The following is a 16,863-nucleotide window of genomic DNA, read 5'->3' as shown; positions in this document are numbered from 1 at the left end:
AGCTTGCACTTTGAAAACTAAATAATATCAATTTTCTTTATTAATTAACAAAACAAACCGAGAACACCGCGTTATTTTGAGTTTTAAGAAATAATCGCTAACTCAATTAATCCGATAATCACAAAGTGATTATCAAGGTTAAGTTATGAAGGGCGCATGGTGAATGCCTTGGTACTAGGAGCCGATGAAGGACGGGACTAACACCGATATGCTTCGGGGAGCGGTAAGTACGCTTTGATCCGGAGATTTCCGAATGGGGAAACCCAACCAACTTAGTCGTTGGTTGCTTGACTAGTGAATCTATAGCTAGCAAGCGGTAGACGCAGTGAACTGAAACATCTCAGTAGCTGCAGGAAGAGAAAGAAAAATTCGATTCCCTCAGTAGCGGCGAGCGAACGGGGAAGAGCCCAAACCAACGAGCTTGCTCGTTGGGGTTGTAGGACTGAACATTTGAGTTACCAAAGAGCGACGTAGTCGAAACAGTTGGGAAACTGTGCCAGAGATGGTGAGAGCCCAGTAGACGAAACGTCACTCCCTCAGTTCAGGATCCTGAGTACGGCGGGACACGTGAAACCCCGTCGGAAGCTGCGAGGACCATCTCGCAAGGCTAAATACTCCCTAGTGACCGATAGTGAACCAGTACCGTGAGGGAAAGGTGAAAAGCACCCCGGAAGGGGAGTGAAATAGTTCCTGAAACCATGTGCCTACAAGCTGTCGGAGCCCATTAATGGGTGACGGCGTGCCTCTTGCAGAATGAACCGGCGAGTTACGATTGCATGCAAGGTTAAGGTGGAAAAACTGGAGCCGCAGCGAAAGCGAGTCTGAAATGGGCGTATGAAGTATGTAGTTGTAGACCCGAAACCAGGTGACCTACCCATGTCCAGGTTGAAGGTGCGGTAAAGCGCACTGGAGGACCGAACCCGTGTCAGTTGAAAATGGCTGGGATGAGGTGTGGGTAGCGGTGAAATTCCAAACGAACTTGGAGATAGCTGGTTCTCTCCGAAATCTCTTTAGGGGGAGCCTTGGGATAAAGAATCGTGGAGGTAGAGCTACTGTTTGGACAAGGGGCCCGTCATGGGTTACCAACTTCAGATAAACTCCGAATGCCATCGATTTATGCCCAGGAGTCACACGATGAGTGATAAGATCCACCGTGTAAAGGGGAACAGCCCAGATCACCAGTTAAGGTCCCTAAATATATGCTAAGTGGAAAAGGATGTGGAGTTGCATAGACAACTAGGATGTTGGCTCAGAAGCAGCCACCATTTAAAGAGTGCGTAATAGCTCACTAGTCGAGTGATTCTGCGCCGAAAATGTACCGGGGCTAAGCATATTACCGAAACTGTGGATGTGCACTACGTGCACGTGATAGGAGAGCGTTCTAAGGGCGGTGAAGCTAGACCGTGAGGACTGGTGGAGCGCTTAGAAGTGAGAATGCCGGTATGAGTAGCGAAAGACAGGTGAGAATCCTGTTCACCGAATGACTAAGGTTTCCTGGGGAAGGCTCGTCCTCCCAGGGTAAGTCGGGACCTAAGCCGAGGCCGAGAGGCGTAGGCGATGGATAACAGGTTGAGATTCCTGTACCAGTTAACTGCGTTTGACGATGGAGGGACGCAGGAGGCTAAGCAAACCTCACGATTGGAAGAGTGGGGCCAAGCAGTAAGTCAGGATGTGAGTTAAATGCTTACATTCGGGTTGACAAGCTGTGATGGGGAGCGAAATTATAGTAGCGAAGTTGCCGATGTCACACTGCCGAGAAAAGCTTCTAAGGAGCAAGTTAACTGCCCGTACCGCAAACCGACACAGGTAGTCGAGGAGAGAATCCTAAGGTGAGCGAGTGAACTCTCGTTAAGGAACTCGGCAAAATGACCCCGTAACTTCGGGAGAAGGGGTGCTGGTCGCAAGACCAGCCGCAGTGAATAGGCCCAGGCGACTGTTTATCAAAAACACAGGTTTCTGCAAAATCGTAAGATGAAGTATAGGGGCTGACGCCTGCCCGGTGCTGGAAGGTTAAAAGGAAGGGTTAGCTTCGGCGAAGCTCTGAATTGAAGCCCCAGTAAACGGCGGCCGTAACTATAACGGTCCTAAGGTAGCGAAATTCCTTGTCGGGTAAGTTCCGACCCGCACGAAAGGCGTAACGATCTGGGCACTGTCTCAACGAGAGACTCGGTGAAATTGAAATCCCTGTGAAGATGCAGGGTACCCGCGACAGGACGGAAAGACCCCATGGAGCTTTACTGTAGCTTGATATTGAGTGTTTGTACTGCTTGTACAGGATAGGTAGGAGCCATAGAAGTCGGAACGCTAGTTTCGACGGAGGCGTTGGTGGGATACTACCCTTGCATTATGACCACTCTAACCCGCAGCACTAAACGTGCTGGGAGACAGTGTCAGGTGGGCAGTTTGACTGGGGCGGTCGCCTCCTAAAAGGTAACGGAGGCGCCCAAAGGTTCGCTCAGAATGGTTGGAAATCATTCGCAGAGTGTAAAGGCACAAGCGAGCTTGACTGCGAGACAGACAGGTCGAGCAGGGACGAAAGTCGGGCTTAGTGATCCGGTGGTTCCGTATGGAAGGGCCATCGCTCAACGGATAAAAGCTACCCTGGGGATAACAGGCTTATCTCCCCCAAGAGTCCACATCGACGGGGAGGTTTGGCACCTCGATGTCGGCTCATCGCATCCTGGGGCTGTAGTCGGTCCCAAGGGTTGGGCTGTTCGCCCATTAAAGCGGTACGCGAGCTGGGTTCAGAACGTCGTGAGACAGTTCGGTCCCTATCCGTCGCGGGCGTAGGAAATTTGAGAGGACCTGTCCTTAGTACGAGAGGACCGGGATGGACATACCGCTGGTGTACCAGTTGTTCCGCCAGGAGCACCGCTGGGTAGCTATGTATGGACGAGATAAACGCTGAAAGCATCTAAGTGTGAAACTCGCCTCGAGATGAGATTTCCCATTCCTTCGGGAAGTAAGACCCCACAAAGATGATGTGGTAGATAGGATGGAAGTGGAAGTGCCGTGAGGCATGGAGCGGACCATTACTAATCGGTCGAGGACTTAACCAAGTTAAGCGGGAGTTCGGTTTGGTAGAAAATGATATTGTTTAGTTTTGAGAGCGCAAGCTCTTGCCCAAAAGGGTAAGTGTGGTGATGATGGCTTGAAGGATACACCTGTTCCCATGCCGAACACAGAAGTTAAGCTTCAACACGCCAAAAGTAGTTGGGGGATCGCTCCCTGCGAGGATAGGACGTTGCCACGCTATTTAAAAAGACCAATTCAACTTTATGGTTGAATTGGTCTTTTTTATTCATTAACTTCTTGATAAAACTCGATCAAGTACGGGTTGCGCAATTAGCAGATTTACAAGAAGTAGTTTGTACACATCAATCATTGGATCAATTTGGTGCGGATTGGACGTTGGGAGATTACCCAAGCGTTGAAGGACTTCGTGATTATATTTTATACTCTACGTTAGTAATAGGTTTCAAAGGAGAGAAGGTAGTAGCTGCAGGTGTTTTAACTACCGGTGTGAAATACCCAGATGTAGACTAGCCGACTAAGGTAAGTAATAGTGAAATTAGTATTTGGCATCTGATTTCGGTTCATCCAGATTATCGAAGGACAGGAATTGCAATCCAGTTTGTAGAAGCATTGATAGGAGTTGCAAGAAAGGAAGGGAAAAAGGTAATTCACTTAGATGTTCTAGCTGATAATATTCCTTCCGAGAAACTATATTTAAAGGCGGGCTTTCAGCTTGTTAAAGAACTTGTTATTCACTATGACGATATTGGTGACCAAGCGGCCAAAGTGATGGAATGTCAATTATAGGATAGAAGCACTCTATTTTCGGATAGGAATCATCAAATTTAAACAATAATGATAGTGACCGATAAGTAATTAGCTATATTTAGAGCATAGTAATTAATGTAATATAGATTCAATATAAATGATAATTATTTCATTATATCGTTTTCGTGGGAAAAGAAAATTTTAACTTTTTATTGATAAAAAGCGTTTATACATTTATCACTTGAAAGTTAAAAACAGCTGCTGCTATAATAATGTTTTGACTTCGGGAATAATATATTTTCCTAATTAAGTTTTCTTATTTTTCAATTGATTAATCTAAAAATAAAAAATGTTTGATAAATAAATTTATTGAAACTACAATAGTATTAACATTAAACGATTATTCATTAAATAATTATTATGGAGGAATTAGTATTGTGAAAAGTCGGAAGAGGATAAGTAATAAAGTGTTAGTCGGGACGGTGGCCATGACTGGTGCCACCCTTTTTGGAGCTTCCACTTTGAATGCACAAGCTGATACAATCCAGCAAAATGTGAAGAATAATGATACAAATATTAATCCACAAACCCCTCAACAGGCAGCCCAACAACGGGTTGATAATGCACAACAACAAGTTACGACTCAACAAGGGGTAATAAGTTCAGGTGTCCTAACAGTTAATAGAGCTCAAAATGTAGTTAATTCTGATCAAGCAGCTGTTTCTGCCCAGCAATCAGTAGTAAATAGCGCTACAGCTGAGGCCAGTTCCGCAAGTGTGGCTGTTGATAATGCAATTACAAGTGTTGCTCAAAATCAGAGTAATGTTCGAATAGCTTCTAATGCAGTTACGGCTGCTAATAGTGCGGTGTCGGCTCAACAAGAAGTTGTAAATGGTAATAGTGCTCAGGTTGATAATGATCACAATGCTATAAATTCAGCTTTTGCACTACAATCTAGTGCAGAGGCACGATTAAGTGATTATCTTGTTGCTTCGCAAGCAGCAGCAACATCTGCCTTTAACTTTGCATTGGCAAATGCTCAAGAAGCGGTAAATGATCAACAACAGGCAGTTAGTGTTGCTTCAAAAGCGGTTACTGCCGCTCAAGATGCTGTCCAAGCTCAGCAAAATGCGGTTTCGATTGCTCAACAAACTGCTTCAGAGGCTGCCCAACAAGTTGCTAAAGATGCTTCAGCAGTTGCTGCAGCGCAACAACACCTAACTACACTAAAAAATAATAATGATGATGTCACAGCAACTGCTCAATTACAGTCAACAATTTCACAACTACAAAGGCAGTTGGCTAACGATAAACGGGCAGCTCAAAATGCTCAGCAATTGTTTGAATCGGCTCAACAAAACTTTAATCATGCTACTGCTACCCAGAAGGCAGCGGAAGAAAGGATTAGTCAAGCTAGGGTTGCATTGGCAGGTGCTCAACAGGCAGTTGCCAATGCTAAGGCTAACGCAGCCGCAGCCCAACAAAGGGTTGCTCAAGCTAGAGCTGATGCATTAAAGGCTTTAGAGACTTATAATAATTATAAGAATGATAATGGTGTACCAACAATTCAAACCCCAAGTGATATTGTTCAACAATACGAAAACTACCTTAATAATGGTCGCCACAATGATTCTCAAATTAAAGCTGACTGTGCTGAAGGTCTTGCTTTAAATGGTGCTGATCCGAAAAAGGGACTTATGGTTGCAAATTGGACAACTACTGATAATGGGGAGACATGGCAACCAACAATGCGCACTAACTATCAAGCCACAGCTCAAGATGAGGCAGAGACCGTTAACCCTAGAAATATGACAGTGGCTCAGCAAACTGAAATTACAAAGTTTGCTGCACAGATTGTTAATGATTTTCGGGAAAGCTTTCAATCTACTGCTGCTGGGGCTGTGCATAGTTACGGTAAAGTTAAGGTATCGCCATATGCTACAGAGCTTGGCAATCAGGTGGTCGCAAGTGCCTACAATAATAGTGGTTGGAATAAGTTAAATAACGCTAGTGGCTCACCCCACAATGAAACGGGCTTAATAACTGCTGCTAACGAAGCTGGGTTAAAGACTGGTTTTGTAGGTGAAAACCTTTCATCGGGATTATTACTCGATCCAGCAGCTGTTAAGATTAATCAAAAAATGACTATGGCTGAGGTTAAGCAAAGTATTTATGCTAGTATTTTAGCCATGATTTATCAGGATGTTGAAGTTAATGATGGCGATAATCTCCATTATGGATTCGGTGGACATACTGAAGCATTTCTTAATGATCCTAAAGGGATGAACGCCATTTCCAACTTTGATAACGGTAATCAATATATGACCGTTACAATTGATAAAGATGGTTGGGTTCACTATAATTTCTTCGATGACGGTCAATCTAGTCAAGCAATGAAAGATAAGCTCGCTCAAGGTGCTATTACTCCAGAAAATACAACTACAAGTAAAATTACGATTGCTCATAGTGCCTATCTGCAAAAGAAAGCAGCAGTTACAACCGCGCAAACCGCGGCAACAGCTGCACAAAATGGTGTAACAATTGCTCAGTCGAATTTAGCTGATGCTCAATCTGCAGTTGATGCTGCAGTTAATACTCAACAAAAAGCTGCTAACGAATTACTTAATCAAAAGAAAATTATGGCAAATGCTCAAGTAGCTGTTGATATTGCTACTAATAATATTAGTAGTCTTCAAGCAAAGTTGGATAAGGCGCAGGCTGATCTAAACGCTATTAATGGAAGTGTTCAAGACAAGGCTCGGCAGCTAGCTCAAGCTGAAGTAGACTTAAACACGGCCCAACAGAAGCTAAATTCTTCAAAAAATGTTCAATCAAGTCGGAATATAGCGGTTCAAGATGCTAATGCTAAGCTAGGAAAATTACAGCAGATCGTTCAAGATAAACAGAACGAATTGCAACATGCTCAGAACGAACTTCAAAATAAGAAAAACGAATACTCACAGTTAAATAGTCAAATTCGTTTGGCGCGAATCTTTGGGACATCTCTTAACGCTGTTTCTCCACGAATAAATTACGAAAAGGCAATTACCAATGCAAAGAAAGTTGTTGCGGATGCTCAACAAAAACTTATCGATGACACCCGAATTTATCAAGCTAGTCAAGTTAAGTTTCAAGAGTTAGTAGCAAAGGCTAGTCAACTTCAGACTATTTACCAAGCAACCCTTTCAAATGCTAAGAAATCTGATGCAGTTCAAAATAATGCTTCTGTTAAGAAGGCTAAGGCTGCTCTACATGCTGCTCAACTGAAGATTCAGGTTGAAAATGGTAAGTTAACACAGCTTAAAGGCACGTTAAGTACTGATGAAACAAAACTTGATCAGGCTAATGGTAACTTAACTAAAGCCCAAGAAAAATTGAATAATTGTCAAAATGAATTGAAACGGGCACAAATTACTCTTGATGGGTTAAATCATTCATATGTTCCAATAAAGGCACTTAATCAAGAAACTGTATCTGAGGAGAAGGTGGCAGCAGATACGACTACCTCTGAAGCTGGTTCAGAAGTTATTAGTCAAATTGAAGAGGTTAAGAATAATACTGAGATTACCACTTCAGAATCTGCAAACAAAACTTTACCAACTAATTCTCAAGAAATAAATGAAGTAGCTGAAGTTAGCCAGGACAAACCAACGGAACAATTCCGTACTAATGAGGTTCAAAACCCCGGTAGGTTAAACCGAGCATCTGAGGAAGCATCAATCAAGAGTGAGATTGCCGCTCAAATTGCTGCTCGAAATGCCCATGCTGCTAATGATAATATGATGGTAGACTTTGATGATCCATATGATAATTACTATGATCAACAACAAGAAGCCGCAAGTATCCCATCTGCACCACTTGAAGGGTATACTCGCCAACTAGGTGCCTTAAAGAATGATGGAATGATTAATACTAAGCTTGAAGCTGCCATTAAGAGTGGCCAAATTAAACTACCATCAAACAATACTAAGTCTGAAAAACAACAGCTAAGGGTAAACAAGGATGGCCTGACTACAATGACTGTTGTTGCTGCTGGTGCTGCTCTTGCAACAGGTGCCTCGCTAAATAAGAAGCGGAAAAAGCAAGTTGCAAAGAAATTAGCAGATAATAGATAGTTGGAAGGAACTCTATAAATACAAAAAAGTGAGGATAGGAAAGATTCCATCCTCACTTTTTACTTTTTACTCATAAACTAATCTTTTGTAATTCTTTTAGGACTAAGGGAAATTCAGTGTAGCCCATCATTTCTAAGAAAGTGGCCACCATGATCTTGAACGATTAACTTGGCGTTTAACCTCTGGACAACTTTAACTGCATCCTGGTAAGGACCGATTGGATCATCCTTAGCAGTAATAAAATTTGCTTTACCGATTTTAGCAATTTGCTGGTAGTTTGGCTAAGGTTCCATAAAGTTGTCCAGTTGAGGATAACCCGGTTGGTCGAATGAACCAACCAGAAGGAGGGGGCTCGTTTTAACTGGTAGCGTTCGACATAACGAATAGCGGCGCCCCCAAGACGCTGAGGAATGAAGGTAACTTCATCGCCGGGATGAAGTTGCTTATCGATAGCTAGTTGCTACTCCTCTTTATCGTGATTTAAGGAATAAGGAAGCTAAAGTTGGTCAATAGAAAGGGCAGGTGGAGTAACATTCTCTAACCAAGGAAACTAATTAGCATCACGAGTTGAGGTTTCATGAATTAGGTAGACTTTTTTCATTTTATGGTTCTCCTTTGTTTCTTGTGATAAGTTATTGAGTAAAGCAAATAAAATGGGAGCGGAGCATGACGGAAAAGAAAACAATAAAAAATGCAATTTTAAATGGATTATATGACCGACAATACCAAGGTCACCAGTTGCTAACACCCCAGTTAGTAGGGAATTTTGACGGGACAATTTGGGAGACACTCCGTTCAGAATTAACAACATGTAAGTCTTTTACATGGGTGATTGCATTTATCACTACTGATATGATAACGCCCTTGAAGGTGGTGATGGCTGACCTTGCGTTTCGTGGAATTAAGGGAACCCTCATTACGAGTGACTATTTAGGCTTTAATTCTCCGCAGATGTTTCGTGAACTGCTTAAAATTCCTAACCTTAAAGTTCGGCTTGCTGATGTCGCTGGTTTTCATACTAAGGGATATTATTTTACTCATGAGGACTATATGACGGCCTTAATCGGGAGTGCAAATTTTACCCGAGCAGCGTTGCTTAAGAACTATGAAACAATGTTAAAATTGACTTCCACGCGGAATGCAACATTGTTTTCGCAAATAACAGATGAGATTCAACGACTTCGGCATCAAAGTGAGCCATTAACGGCAAAGTGGGTAACAGAATACGCTGAAGATTGGCAACCACCCAAAACAAGAATTCGGGTAAAGAATACGCAGAAAATAGTTCCTAATAAAATGCAAAAGGCCGCGCTTAAGGAGCTTCAAAGCTTAATTACTCGTGGTGCCGGGAAGGGACTGGTAATTTCAGCTACAGGGACAGGAAAAACATATTTAGGCGCGTTTGCAGTGAAAAAAGCCTGCCCGCAAAAATTCCTTTACGTTGTTCACCGGGAACAAATCGCCCGGAAAACAATGGAAAGCTTTCGTCGTGTTATCGGTGGCCCCAAAAGCGACTTTGGCTTAATTAGTGGTGATCATCATGACTTCGTCCCACGCTACCTTTTTGCGACAGTTCAGACTCTCGCTCAGAAAAAGCTTCTCCAGACTCTCTCACCTAAAATGTTTGACTATATTTTAATCGATGAAGCTCACCGAGTAGCAGCACCAAGTTATCGACGGTTAATGAATCATTTTCAACCAGTATTTTGGTTAGGGATGACTGCAACCCCTGACCGGATGGATAATCAAGATGTCTATGGAATGTTTGATTACCACATTGCTTATGAGATCCGTCTTAAGGATGCCTTGAATAATCAGATGTTGGTTCCCTTTCATTATGTTGGGGTTGAGGACTATGAAATTGATGGCAAGGTGATTAGTGAGACTACAAAACTAAATCGCTTAGTGGCCAGTGAACGGGTAAAATATGTTCTGACCCAGCTTGATTATTATGGTTATTGTGGGTCGCAGCCTCGAGGATTAGTCTTTTGTAGTCGGCAGGAAGAGGCACGAGAACTAGCTCGAGAATTCACTGCAAGTGGACATTACGCAGTAGCATTGACGAATCAAGATAGCAACCAACGGCGCCAAAAGGCTGTTCAGCGCCTTGAAAACGGTGAACTTGAGTATATTATTACGGTTGATTTATTTAATGAAGGAGTTGATATTCCGTCATTGAATCAAATTGTGATGTTACGCAACACCCAATCAAAAATTGTTTTTCTTCAACAGCTTGGTCGGGGATTAAGAAAGTACCCAGGAAAAGATTTTGTGACGGTAATTGATTTTATTGGTAACTACAAGCATAACTACATGATTCCTTTGGCTCTGAATGATGATACTAGTTGTGATCGGGATCAGGTACGCCGGGAAGTTCAGCTCCCACAAAATATTGGTGTTTCTACAATTAACTTTTCACGAATTGCCAGTGACCGGGTTTTAGCCTCAATTGAGAGAACTAAACTTGATTCGATGGTTGAACTTCGTCGGGGCTACCATGAGCTTCAACAACGCCTAGGTCGTCGACCGTTGTTGCTAGATTTTTTCCGTTATGGTTCAATTTCACCGATTGTATTTGCGCAGAATAATCTCTTGACTAATTACGGAACTTTTCTATGTAAGTTAGGTGAAAAGGTAACTTTAACCCAATATGAGGATCAGGTTCTATCTTTTATTACTAAGGAATTATTGAACGGGAAACGGGCACATGAACTCATTCTTCTCTCGATATTACAAGAACATCAAGAAATTACTGAAGAACAAGTAGTTAAGGTATTTCAACAAAATGGTTGCTATGTAAATAGGGAACTCCTACAGTCTGTGATGAAGATCCTTAGTTTACAGTTCTTTGATGTGAAAGCGGGAAAAAAGATGAAGAAACACCAGTATGGTGATCAGCCATTGGTTATTTTTGCAGATGAGAAATACCGTTTAAATCCCCAAATAATAGAGGCGTTAAAACAAAATTTAGATTTTTATAGTCTCTATACTGATGCAATTAAAACCGGATTAGCTTTGAGTAAAAACTATGATCAAGGGCACCAACTTACTCTTTATGAACAGTATGACCGTAAAGATGTGTGTCGTTTATTAAACTGGCCATTAGATGTTAGTGCGCCGATGTATGGTTATCGGATAGCGAAGAATGAGTGTCCAATATTTATTACCTACCAGAAGCAGTCTGCTAAGCAGCGGAATGCGCTCTATAATAACCAACTCCAGGATGGACAATCGCTTCGGTGGTATACGCGGTCACCGCGTCATTTGTCATCATCTGAAGTACAACGGTTACTGGCAGGGGTGGATGCTGGAAAGCCAAAGGTAAAGCTACACTTGTTTGTAAAACGAAGTGACGCTGTTGGTAAACAATTCTATTACTTAGGAACAGCCAAGATTGATCCTAAGTCTGTGAAAGAAGAATTATTGGGAGAAAAGAAAAAAGCAACAGTGGGGATGAACCTCATTTTAGAACACCCTTTATCGAATATAATGAATGAAATGTTATTTAAAGAATAAAGGCCGATAAAAAGAAAAAACTTTTTACCGACCTCTCAGAGTAAGTAAGATAGGTAATTATCGCTACCTATTATTAGCCTAGCATAACTTTTTTAATAGTAAAATCATTAGGCAATGCTAATTAGATTGTTAATATGAAATTGTGAAAACACTTTTGAAGATTGTCAGTTAAAACTGGGCAAGCAGACTGGTCTGGGTTAGAATTAATTGAGAACGGGGAAAGAGAAAAAGGTGACAAAAAATGGAAAAAGTAAGAATCGGTAATACGAGTTGGCATGCATCAAATATTGCACTCGGCATTATGCGAATGGGAACCTTAGAAATTTCTAAGGCTGTAGATGCGCTACTTGCAGCTCATGAAGCAGGCATTAATTTTATTGATTCAGCGGATATTTACGGAAACGATCCCCAATTGGGCCGTGGCTCATCGGAAATCCACTTTGGTGATGCTTTTGTACAAAGTGGGTTAAAGCGAGAAGATTTTTTTATCCAATCTAAAGTCGGTTTATTTGCTAATGATGAGAACCAAATTACCAGGTATGACTCATCAAAAAAGCATATTTTGCAAGCGGTTGACGGAATTCTTCAGCGAATGAAGATTAATTATCTAGACTCTTTATTGATTCACCGCCCCGATCCGTTGATGGATCCGGAAGAAGTGGCTGGAGCGTTTGACGAACTTCAGTCGACAGGGAAGGTTCGGCATTTCGGGGTTTCAAATTTTAATCCGCAGCAAATTGAATTTCTTCAATCAGCAGTTAACCAACGACTCTTAATCGATCAACTGCAATTTGGCTTGAAGCATACGGGGATGATCGATTACGCTCTTCACACAAACATGACGGACAAAGGCTCAATTAACCATGATGGTGATCTTCTTGATTATCTACGATTGAAGAAAATGACTATCCAAACTTGGTCCCCATTCCAGTACGGAACTTTTGCGGGAACCTTTATTAATAATAAACAGTTCCCACAATTAAATGCTGAGTTGGCTAAACTAGCTACTAAGTATGATGTTAGTAAGAATGCAATTGTAGTAGCATGGATATTAAAGCATCCGGCTAAAATGCAGGTCCTCATTGGGACAATGAACCCCCAACACATTCAAGATAGTGCTGAAGGGAGCAATATTACATTGACCAATCAGGAATGGTATGACTTATATCTTGCTGCAGGAAATACTTTGCCATAAAGATTATGAAAGCACATCAAAATTACCAACAGTTTTATCAACAAATTACGAAGTCATTTAGCCAATCTTCGTTGTTATTTAGGGGACTTTGTTGGCTGAATAAGGCAATTGTTGTTTTAATGTATGTTTCATATATTTGCTTACTGCTATGGGTTGCTCTTTTTGCCGGCGGTATTTATCAGTTACTTCCCCTTGTTTTTATTCCCGGTGCAGGATTTCTCCTTCTTTCGTTAATTCGAAGTTATCTTAATTACCCACGACCGTATGAAGAGTGGCCGATCAAGCCGTTAATCCCACGCAAAGGTAGCGGGGATTCATTACCCAGCCGTCATGTTTTCTCTGCCACCGTAATTGCAATGAGTGTGATGAGTGTTTCAAAGCTTTTCGGAATAATTTTATTACTTTTAGCGATTGTTCTGGCTGTTGTTCGAGTACTTGGCGGCATCCACTATCCCCGAGATGTCATTGCTGGTTTCCTCTGTGGGGTGGCGTGTGGTCTTGGAATATTGTTTTAGTAGTTCTGGATTACTCTTATAAAAAATAAAAATATGGTGGAGAACCGATTATTTTTCCCTACCATATTTTTATTTTTTATAATGAAATGTTATAAATAATTGCTTTATGCCCGATTATTCATTATGTGGGCGCTTGTCGCAATAATCAGCCCTACAAAACTTACAACAGCGATAACATTACTCATAACAGACATCATATTGAACAACTCCTTTAACATAATTTATTTTAATGGGATTTATTAACCCCTCCATAAGTATAGTAACATGTTTTAAAGCCCGCGATGATAATATTTAGATAAGCTTTTGCTAAGCAAATTTCTTAAAAAACAGGGGACTTTATTAACAAATTCTTAGTTTTTGTTACCGCTTACATAATACTTGTTTAATTTATAGAATTTAACTTAATTTTTTAAATTGCTCGCCGGTGAGTTAAACAGAGTTAACTAAAAAATTCTTAAAAGATATTACTAAAAGGGTGAGAAATAAGTTTCATTAAATTTAAACAACGTGATTAATAAAGAGACTTCCTAATTTTATCTTAAGATATCGATCAGGTTTTTATTAGCAGCTTGCCGCGCGGGGAGAATTCCGAAGAGCAGTCCAACAGCTGCTGAAGTACCAAACGCTAGCAAGAAGGCATTAATTGAGATGTGGGCGTGAATATGAATACCATCCCCACCGATTGCACTTGAAAGCAGGGGTGCAAGGAGATGAGCTAAAACTGCACCACTAAGGAATCTTCTAGTTAGATTAAGAATGATATCTCCACTAAGAAGAAAAACTAGAATATTTTTAAAGCCCTTCTCCTTTATGATTTGAAGGGATGCATTTTTCATATGCTATAATTATTTAGTGATATATAAGAGGAGCAGTTATGGTAGAAAAAAAGACAATTAAGTTAGATGACGTGGCAAAATTAGCAGGAGTTTCAAAGACGACAGTTTCACGAGTCTTGAATAATCGGGGATATTTAAGTGAAAAGACAATCAAAAAAGTCCACGAAGCAATGGATGAGTTAAATTACCGCCCCAATGCAATTGCCCGTCAATTATTTAAACAAAAGACTAACTTGGTTGCTTTGGTTTTTCCCACAGTTGATAACCCTTTTTTTGCTGAGCTGGAAGCGGAATTAGAAAAGCGATTTGATCGTTTGGGCTACCGAGTATTAATGGGGAATAGTCAGAATAATCCAAAAAAAGAAAGAGACTATTTAAAACTATTATTAAATCACCAAGTGGATGGTTTAATTGTTGGCTCACACAACCAGGGGATTTCAGAATACAAGAAAACAACAAGGCCGATCGTGTCAATTGAACGGTTTGTAGGAAAGCAGATTCCGGTTGTTTCCTCTGATAACTACCAGGGTGGCCTCCTTGCCGTTCAACGGTTGCTAAATGATGGTTGTAAACATATTATTCATACAAACTATCCAATTAATTTAGTGTCGCCTAATGAATTACGGCAGCAAGCCTATGAAGATTTAATGAATAAACATAACCGAAAGCCAATCACTTATAGTGTTTCTTTTGATGTTTCGGATGAAGAAAAGGAACGGGTTTTTCGTAAAATGTTCCAAGAACATCCAGAAGTTGATGGGATCTTTGCCGATAATGATACTAATGCTAGTCTGATTATTCGGATTGGAAAAGAGTTTAACCGTCATGTACCAGATGATCTAAAAGTGGTCGGTTACGATGGGGCGAACATTACACGGATGCTATCACCAGAATTGACGACGGTCCAACAACCAATTCCTGAAATGGCTACTAAAGCGGTAGAGCTTCTTCTCCAACTAATCAACGGAAAGACCGATGTCAAATCAGTGACTCTTCCAGTGAAATTGATCAATAGTACAACGGCGTGAAATAAGTAGTGAGATAGAATTAGCGAGCTAATTTGATTTCGACACATAGGTAGCCGTTGGATGCCGTTGAAACTACAAATGATCTTTCAAGGTTAAGTGCTGAAATTCACTTGTGTACTGCATACTTCATGTTCATTTAGGTAATAGGATTTATGGTGACTTTATCCTAACTGATAATGTTAAATCACAATTCCAATGTAAATATTAGGCTCGCTAGCATACCACATTCTGAGTTTATGGTCCTGCAGCAACTTACGGTAATTAGTGATAATTACGAAGTGACTGTCTATTTAAAAATAAATCATTAACTAAAATTTAGGACGCAATAAAAGCCTTTAGGGACTTGCAATTGTGGCCTTTTTTGTTTAGTGCTAAGAATAGCAAATAAAAAATTAAAGAAATTTCTGTCAACCGATTGACATATAAAATAGAAAGCGCTAACATAATAGCTGTTGAATAGTTAAGCACTTTCAAATAAACGAAAGTAGCTAATTAGTAAAAAAGGGGACTTAAATTATGGCTCATATTTCATTTGATCATACTGGCTTAAAGAAGTTCGTTAACGACAACGAACTCGGTGAAATGCAAGCAATGGTAAATGCGGCGGATGATGAATTACGGAACGGAACCGGTGCGGGAGCTGACTTCCGTGACTGGCTCCACTTACCAACCGATTACGATAAGGAAGAATTTGCCCGGATTAAGGCGGCAGCTAAGAAGATCCAATCAGACTCTGACATCCTAGTTGTTATCGGGATTGGGGGATCTTACCTTGGAGCACGAATGGCCATTGATTTCTTACACAATACCTTCTACCAAGCTCAAAAGGCAGCTGATCGGAAGTTCCCTCTGGTTCTGTTTGCTGGTAACTCTTTGAGTTCGACTTACGTTCATGACTTGATTGAATTGATTGGAGATAAGGATTTCTCTGTGAATATTGTTTCCAAGTCTGGAACCACGACTGAACCTTCAATTGCTTTCCGGATTTTCAAGAACCTCTTAATCAAGAAGTACGGTGAAGAAGAAGCTAATCAGCGGATCTACGCTACTACGGATAAGGCTAAGGGGGCTTTGAAGACCGAAGCGGATGCCCATGGGTACGAAAGTTTCGTTATTCAAGACGGTATCGGTGGTCGTTACTCGGTCCTCTCACCAGTTGGTCTGTTGCCAATTGCCGTTTCGGGCGGGGATATCGATCAATTAATGGCTGGTGCAGCTCAAGCGGAAAAGGACTACACTGATCCAAAGTTGGAAAACAACGAGGCTTACCAATACGCAGCCTATCGGAACATCCTTTACCGGAAGGGCTACGAAACTGAATTGCTTGAAAACTATGAACCAAACATGACCATGTTTGCCGAATGGTGGAAGCAATTAGCTGGTGAATCCGAAGGGAAGGATCACAAGGGCATTTACCCATCCAGTGCTAACTTCACTACGGACTTACACTCTTTGGGTCAATACATCCAAGAAGGTCGCCGTTTCTTGATGGAAACCGTGGTTAAGCTCGATAAGCCCAACTATGACGTGGAAATCCCAAGCGAACCAGATAATCTGGATGGGTTAGGTTACTTGGAAGGCAAGACGATGGACTTTGCGAACACTAAGGCTTACGAAGCGGTAGTCGCCGCTCATACTGCAGGTGGCGTTCCGGTAATGACGGTTCACATTCCAGAAGAAAATGAATACACGCTGGGTTACCTGATCTACTTCTTTGAAGTGGCGATAGCAATATCTGGTTACCTCAACGGGATTAACCCATTTAATCAACCAGGGGTTGAAGCATATAAGGTAAACATGTTTGGACTTCTCGGCAAACCAGGATACGAAGAAGTCGGCAAGAAGTTGCGGGCGGAAATGGACGAGGATAAGTAA

The 16,863-nt window shown here is 41.3% G+C and carries 7 protein-coding genes, 2 rRNA genes and 1 pseudogene; 9 read left to right on the top strand and 1 reads right to left on the bottom strand.

Annotation, left to right across the window (positions count from 1 at the left end):
* Positions 1 to 136: 136 nt before the first annotated feature.
* The 7 genes from H5R64_RS04980 (at position 137) to H5R64_RS04945 (ending at position 13,124) form a co-directional block, all read left to right on the top strand.
* Positions 137 to 3,059 (top strand): 23S ribosomal RNA (locus H5R64_RS04980).
* Between the two features lie 77 nt (positions 3,060 to 3,136).
* Positions 3,137 to 3,253: ribosomal RNA gene (gene rrf, locus H5R64_RS04975) — 5S ribosomal RNA — on the top strand.
* Between the two features lie 317 nt (positions 3,254 to 3,570).
* Positions 3,571 to 3,822 (top strand): GNAT family N-acetyltransferase, encoded by a 252-nt coding sequence (locus tag H5R64_RS04970; protein WP_182582993.1) that lies wholly within the window; start codon positions 3,571 to 3,573, stop codon positions 3,820 to 3,822.
* 398 nt (positions 3,823 to 4,220) lie between these two features.
* On the top strand, positions 4,221 to 7,898 hold the full coding sequence (locus tag H5R64_RS04965) for an SEC10/PgrA surface exclusion domain-containing protein (RefSeq protein ID WP_182582988.1): 3,678 nt from the start codon (positions 4,221 to 4,223) through the stop codon (positions 7,896 to 7,898).
* A gap of 666 nt (positions 7,899 to 8,564) precedes the next feature.
* A complete protein-coding gene (locus H5R64_RS04955) occupies positions 8,565 to 11,414 on the top strand; it encodes a DEAD/DEAH box helicase (RefSeq protein WP_182582986.1) in 2,850 nt (949 codons plus the stop codon).
* A gap of 241 nt (positions 11,415 to 11,655) precedes the next feature.
* Positions 11,656 to 12,609 carry an aldo/keto reductase gene (locus H5R64_RS04950; RefSeq protein WP_182581073.1) on the top strand — a complete coding sequence of 318 codons (954 nt, stop codon included), beginning with the start codon at positions 11,656 to 11,658 and terminating at the stop codon, positions 12,607 to 12,609.
* A gap of 5 nt (positions 12,610 to 12,614) precedes the next feature.
* Complete coding sequence (locus H5R64_RS04945) at positions 12,615 to 13,124, top strand: phosphatase PAP2 family protein (RefSeq protein ID WP_182581074.1); 510 nt, start codon at positions 12,615 to 12,617, stop codon at positions 13,122 to 13,124.
* Between the two features lie 533 nt (positions 13,125 to 13,657).
* On the opposite strand, the pseudogene H5R64_RS04940 reads toward H5R64_RS04945, so the two are convergent.
* Positions 13,658 to 13,861: pseudogene (locus tag H5R64_RS04940) on the bottom strand (ABC transporter permease); the annotation flags it as partial.
* Positions 13,862 to 13,998: 137 nt separating this feature from the next.
* Between H5R64_RS04940 and H5R64_RS04935 the strand changes: the two are divergent.
* Both H5R64_RS04935 and H5R64_RS04930 read left to right on the top strand, forming a co-directional pair.
* Positions 13,999 to 14,988: a LacI family DNA-binding transcriptional regulator gene (locus H5R64_RS04935; protein ID WP_182581075.1), complete on the top strand. Its 990-nt coding sequence runs from the start codon at positions 13,999 to 14,001 to the stop codon at positions 14,986 to 14,988.
* A 516-nt stretch (positions 14,989 to 15,504) separates the two neighbouring features.
* Positions 15,505 to 16,863 (top strand): glucose-6-phosphate isomerase, encoded by a 1,359-nt coding sequence (locus tag H5R64_RS04930; RefSeq protein ID WP_182582984.1) that lies wholly within the window; start codon positions 15,505 to 15,507, stop codon positions 16,861 to 16,863.

Origin of the sequence: Limosilactobacillus fastidiosus (assembly GCF_014145505.1) — a bacterium.
Taxonomy (GTDB): Bacteria; Bacillota; Bacilli; order Lactobacillales; family Lactobacillaceae; genus Limosilactobacillus; species Limosilactobacillus fastidiosus.
Note: the sequence above shows the minus strand (reverse complement) of the source record. Positions and strands in the feature narration are given on the sequence as shown.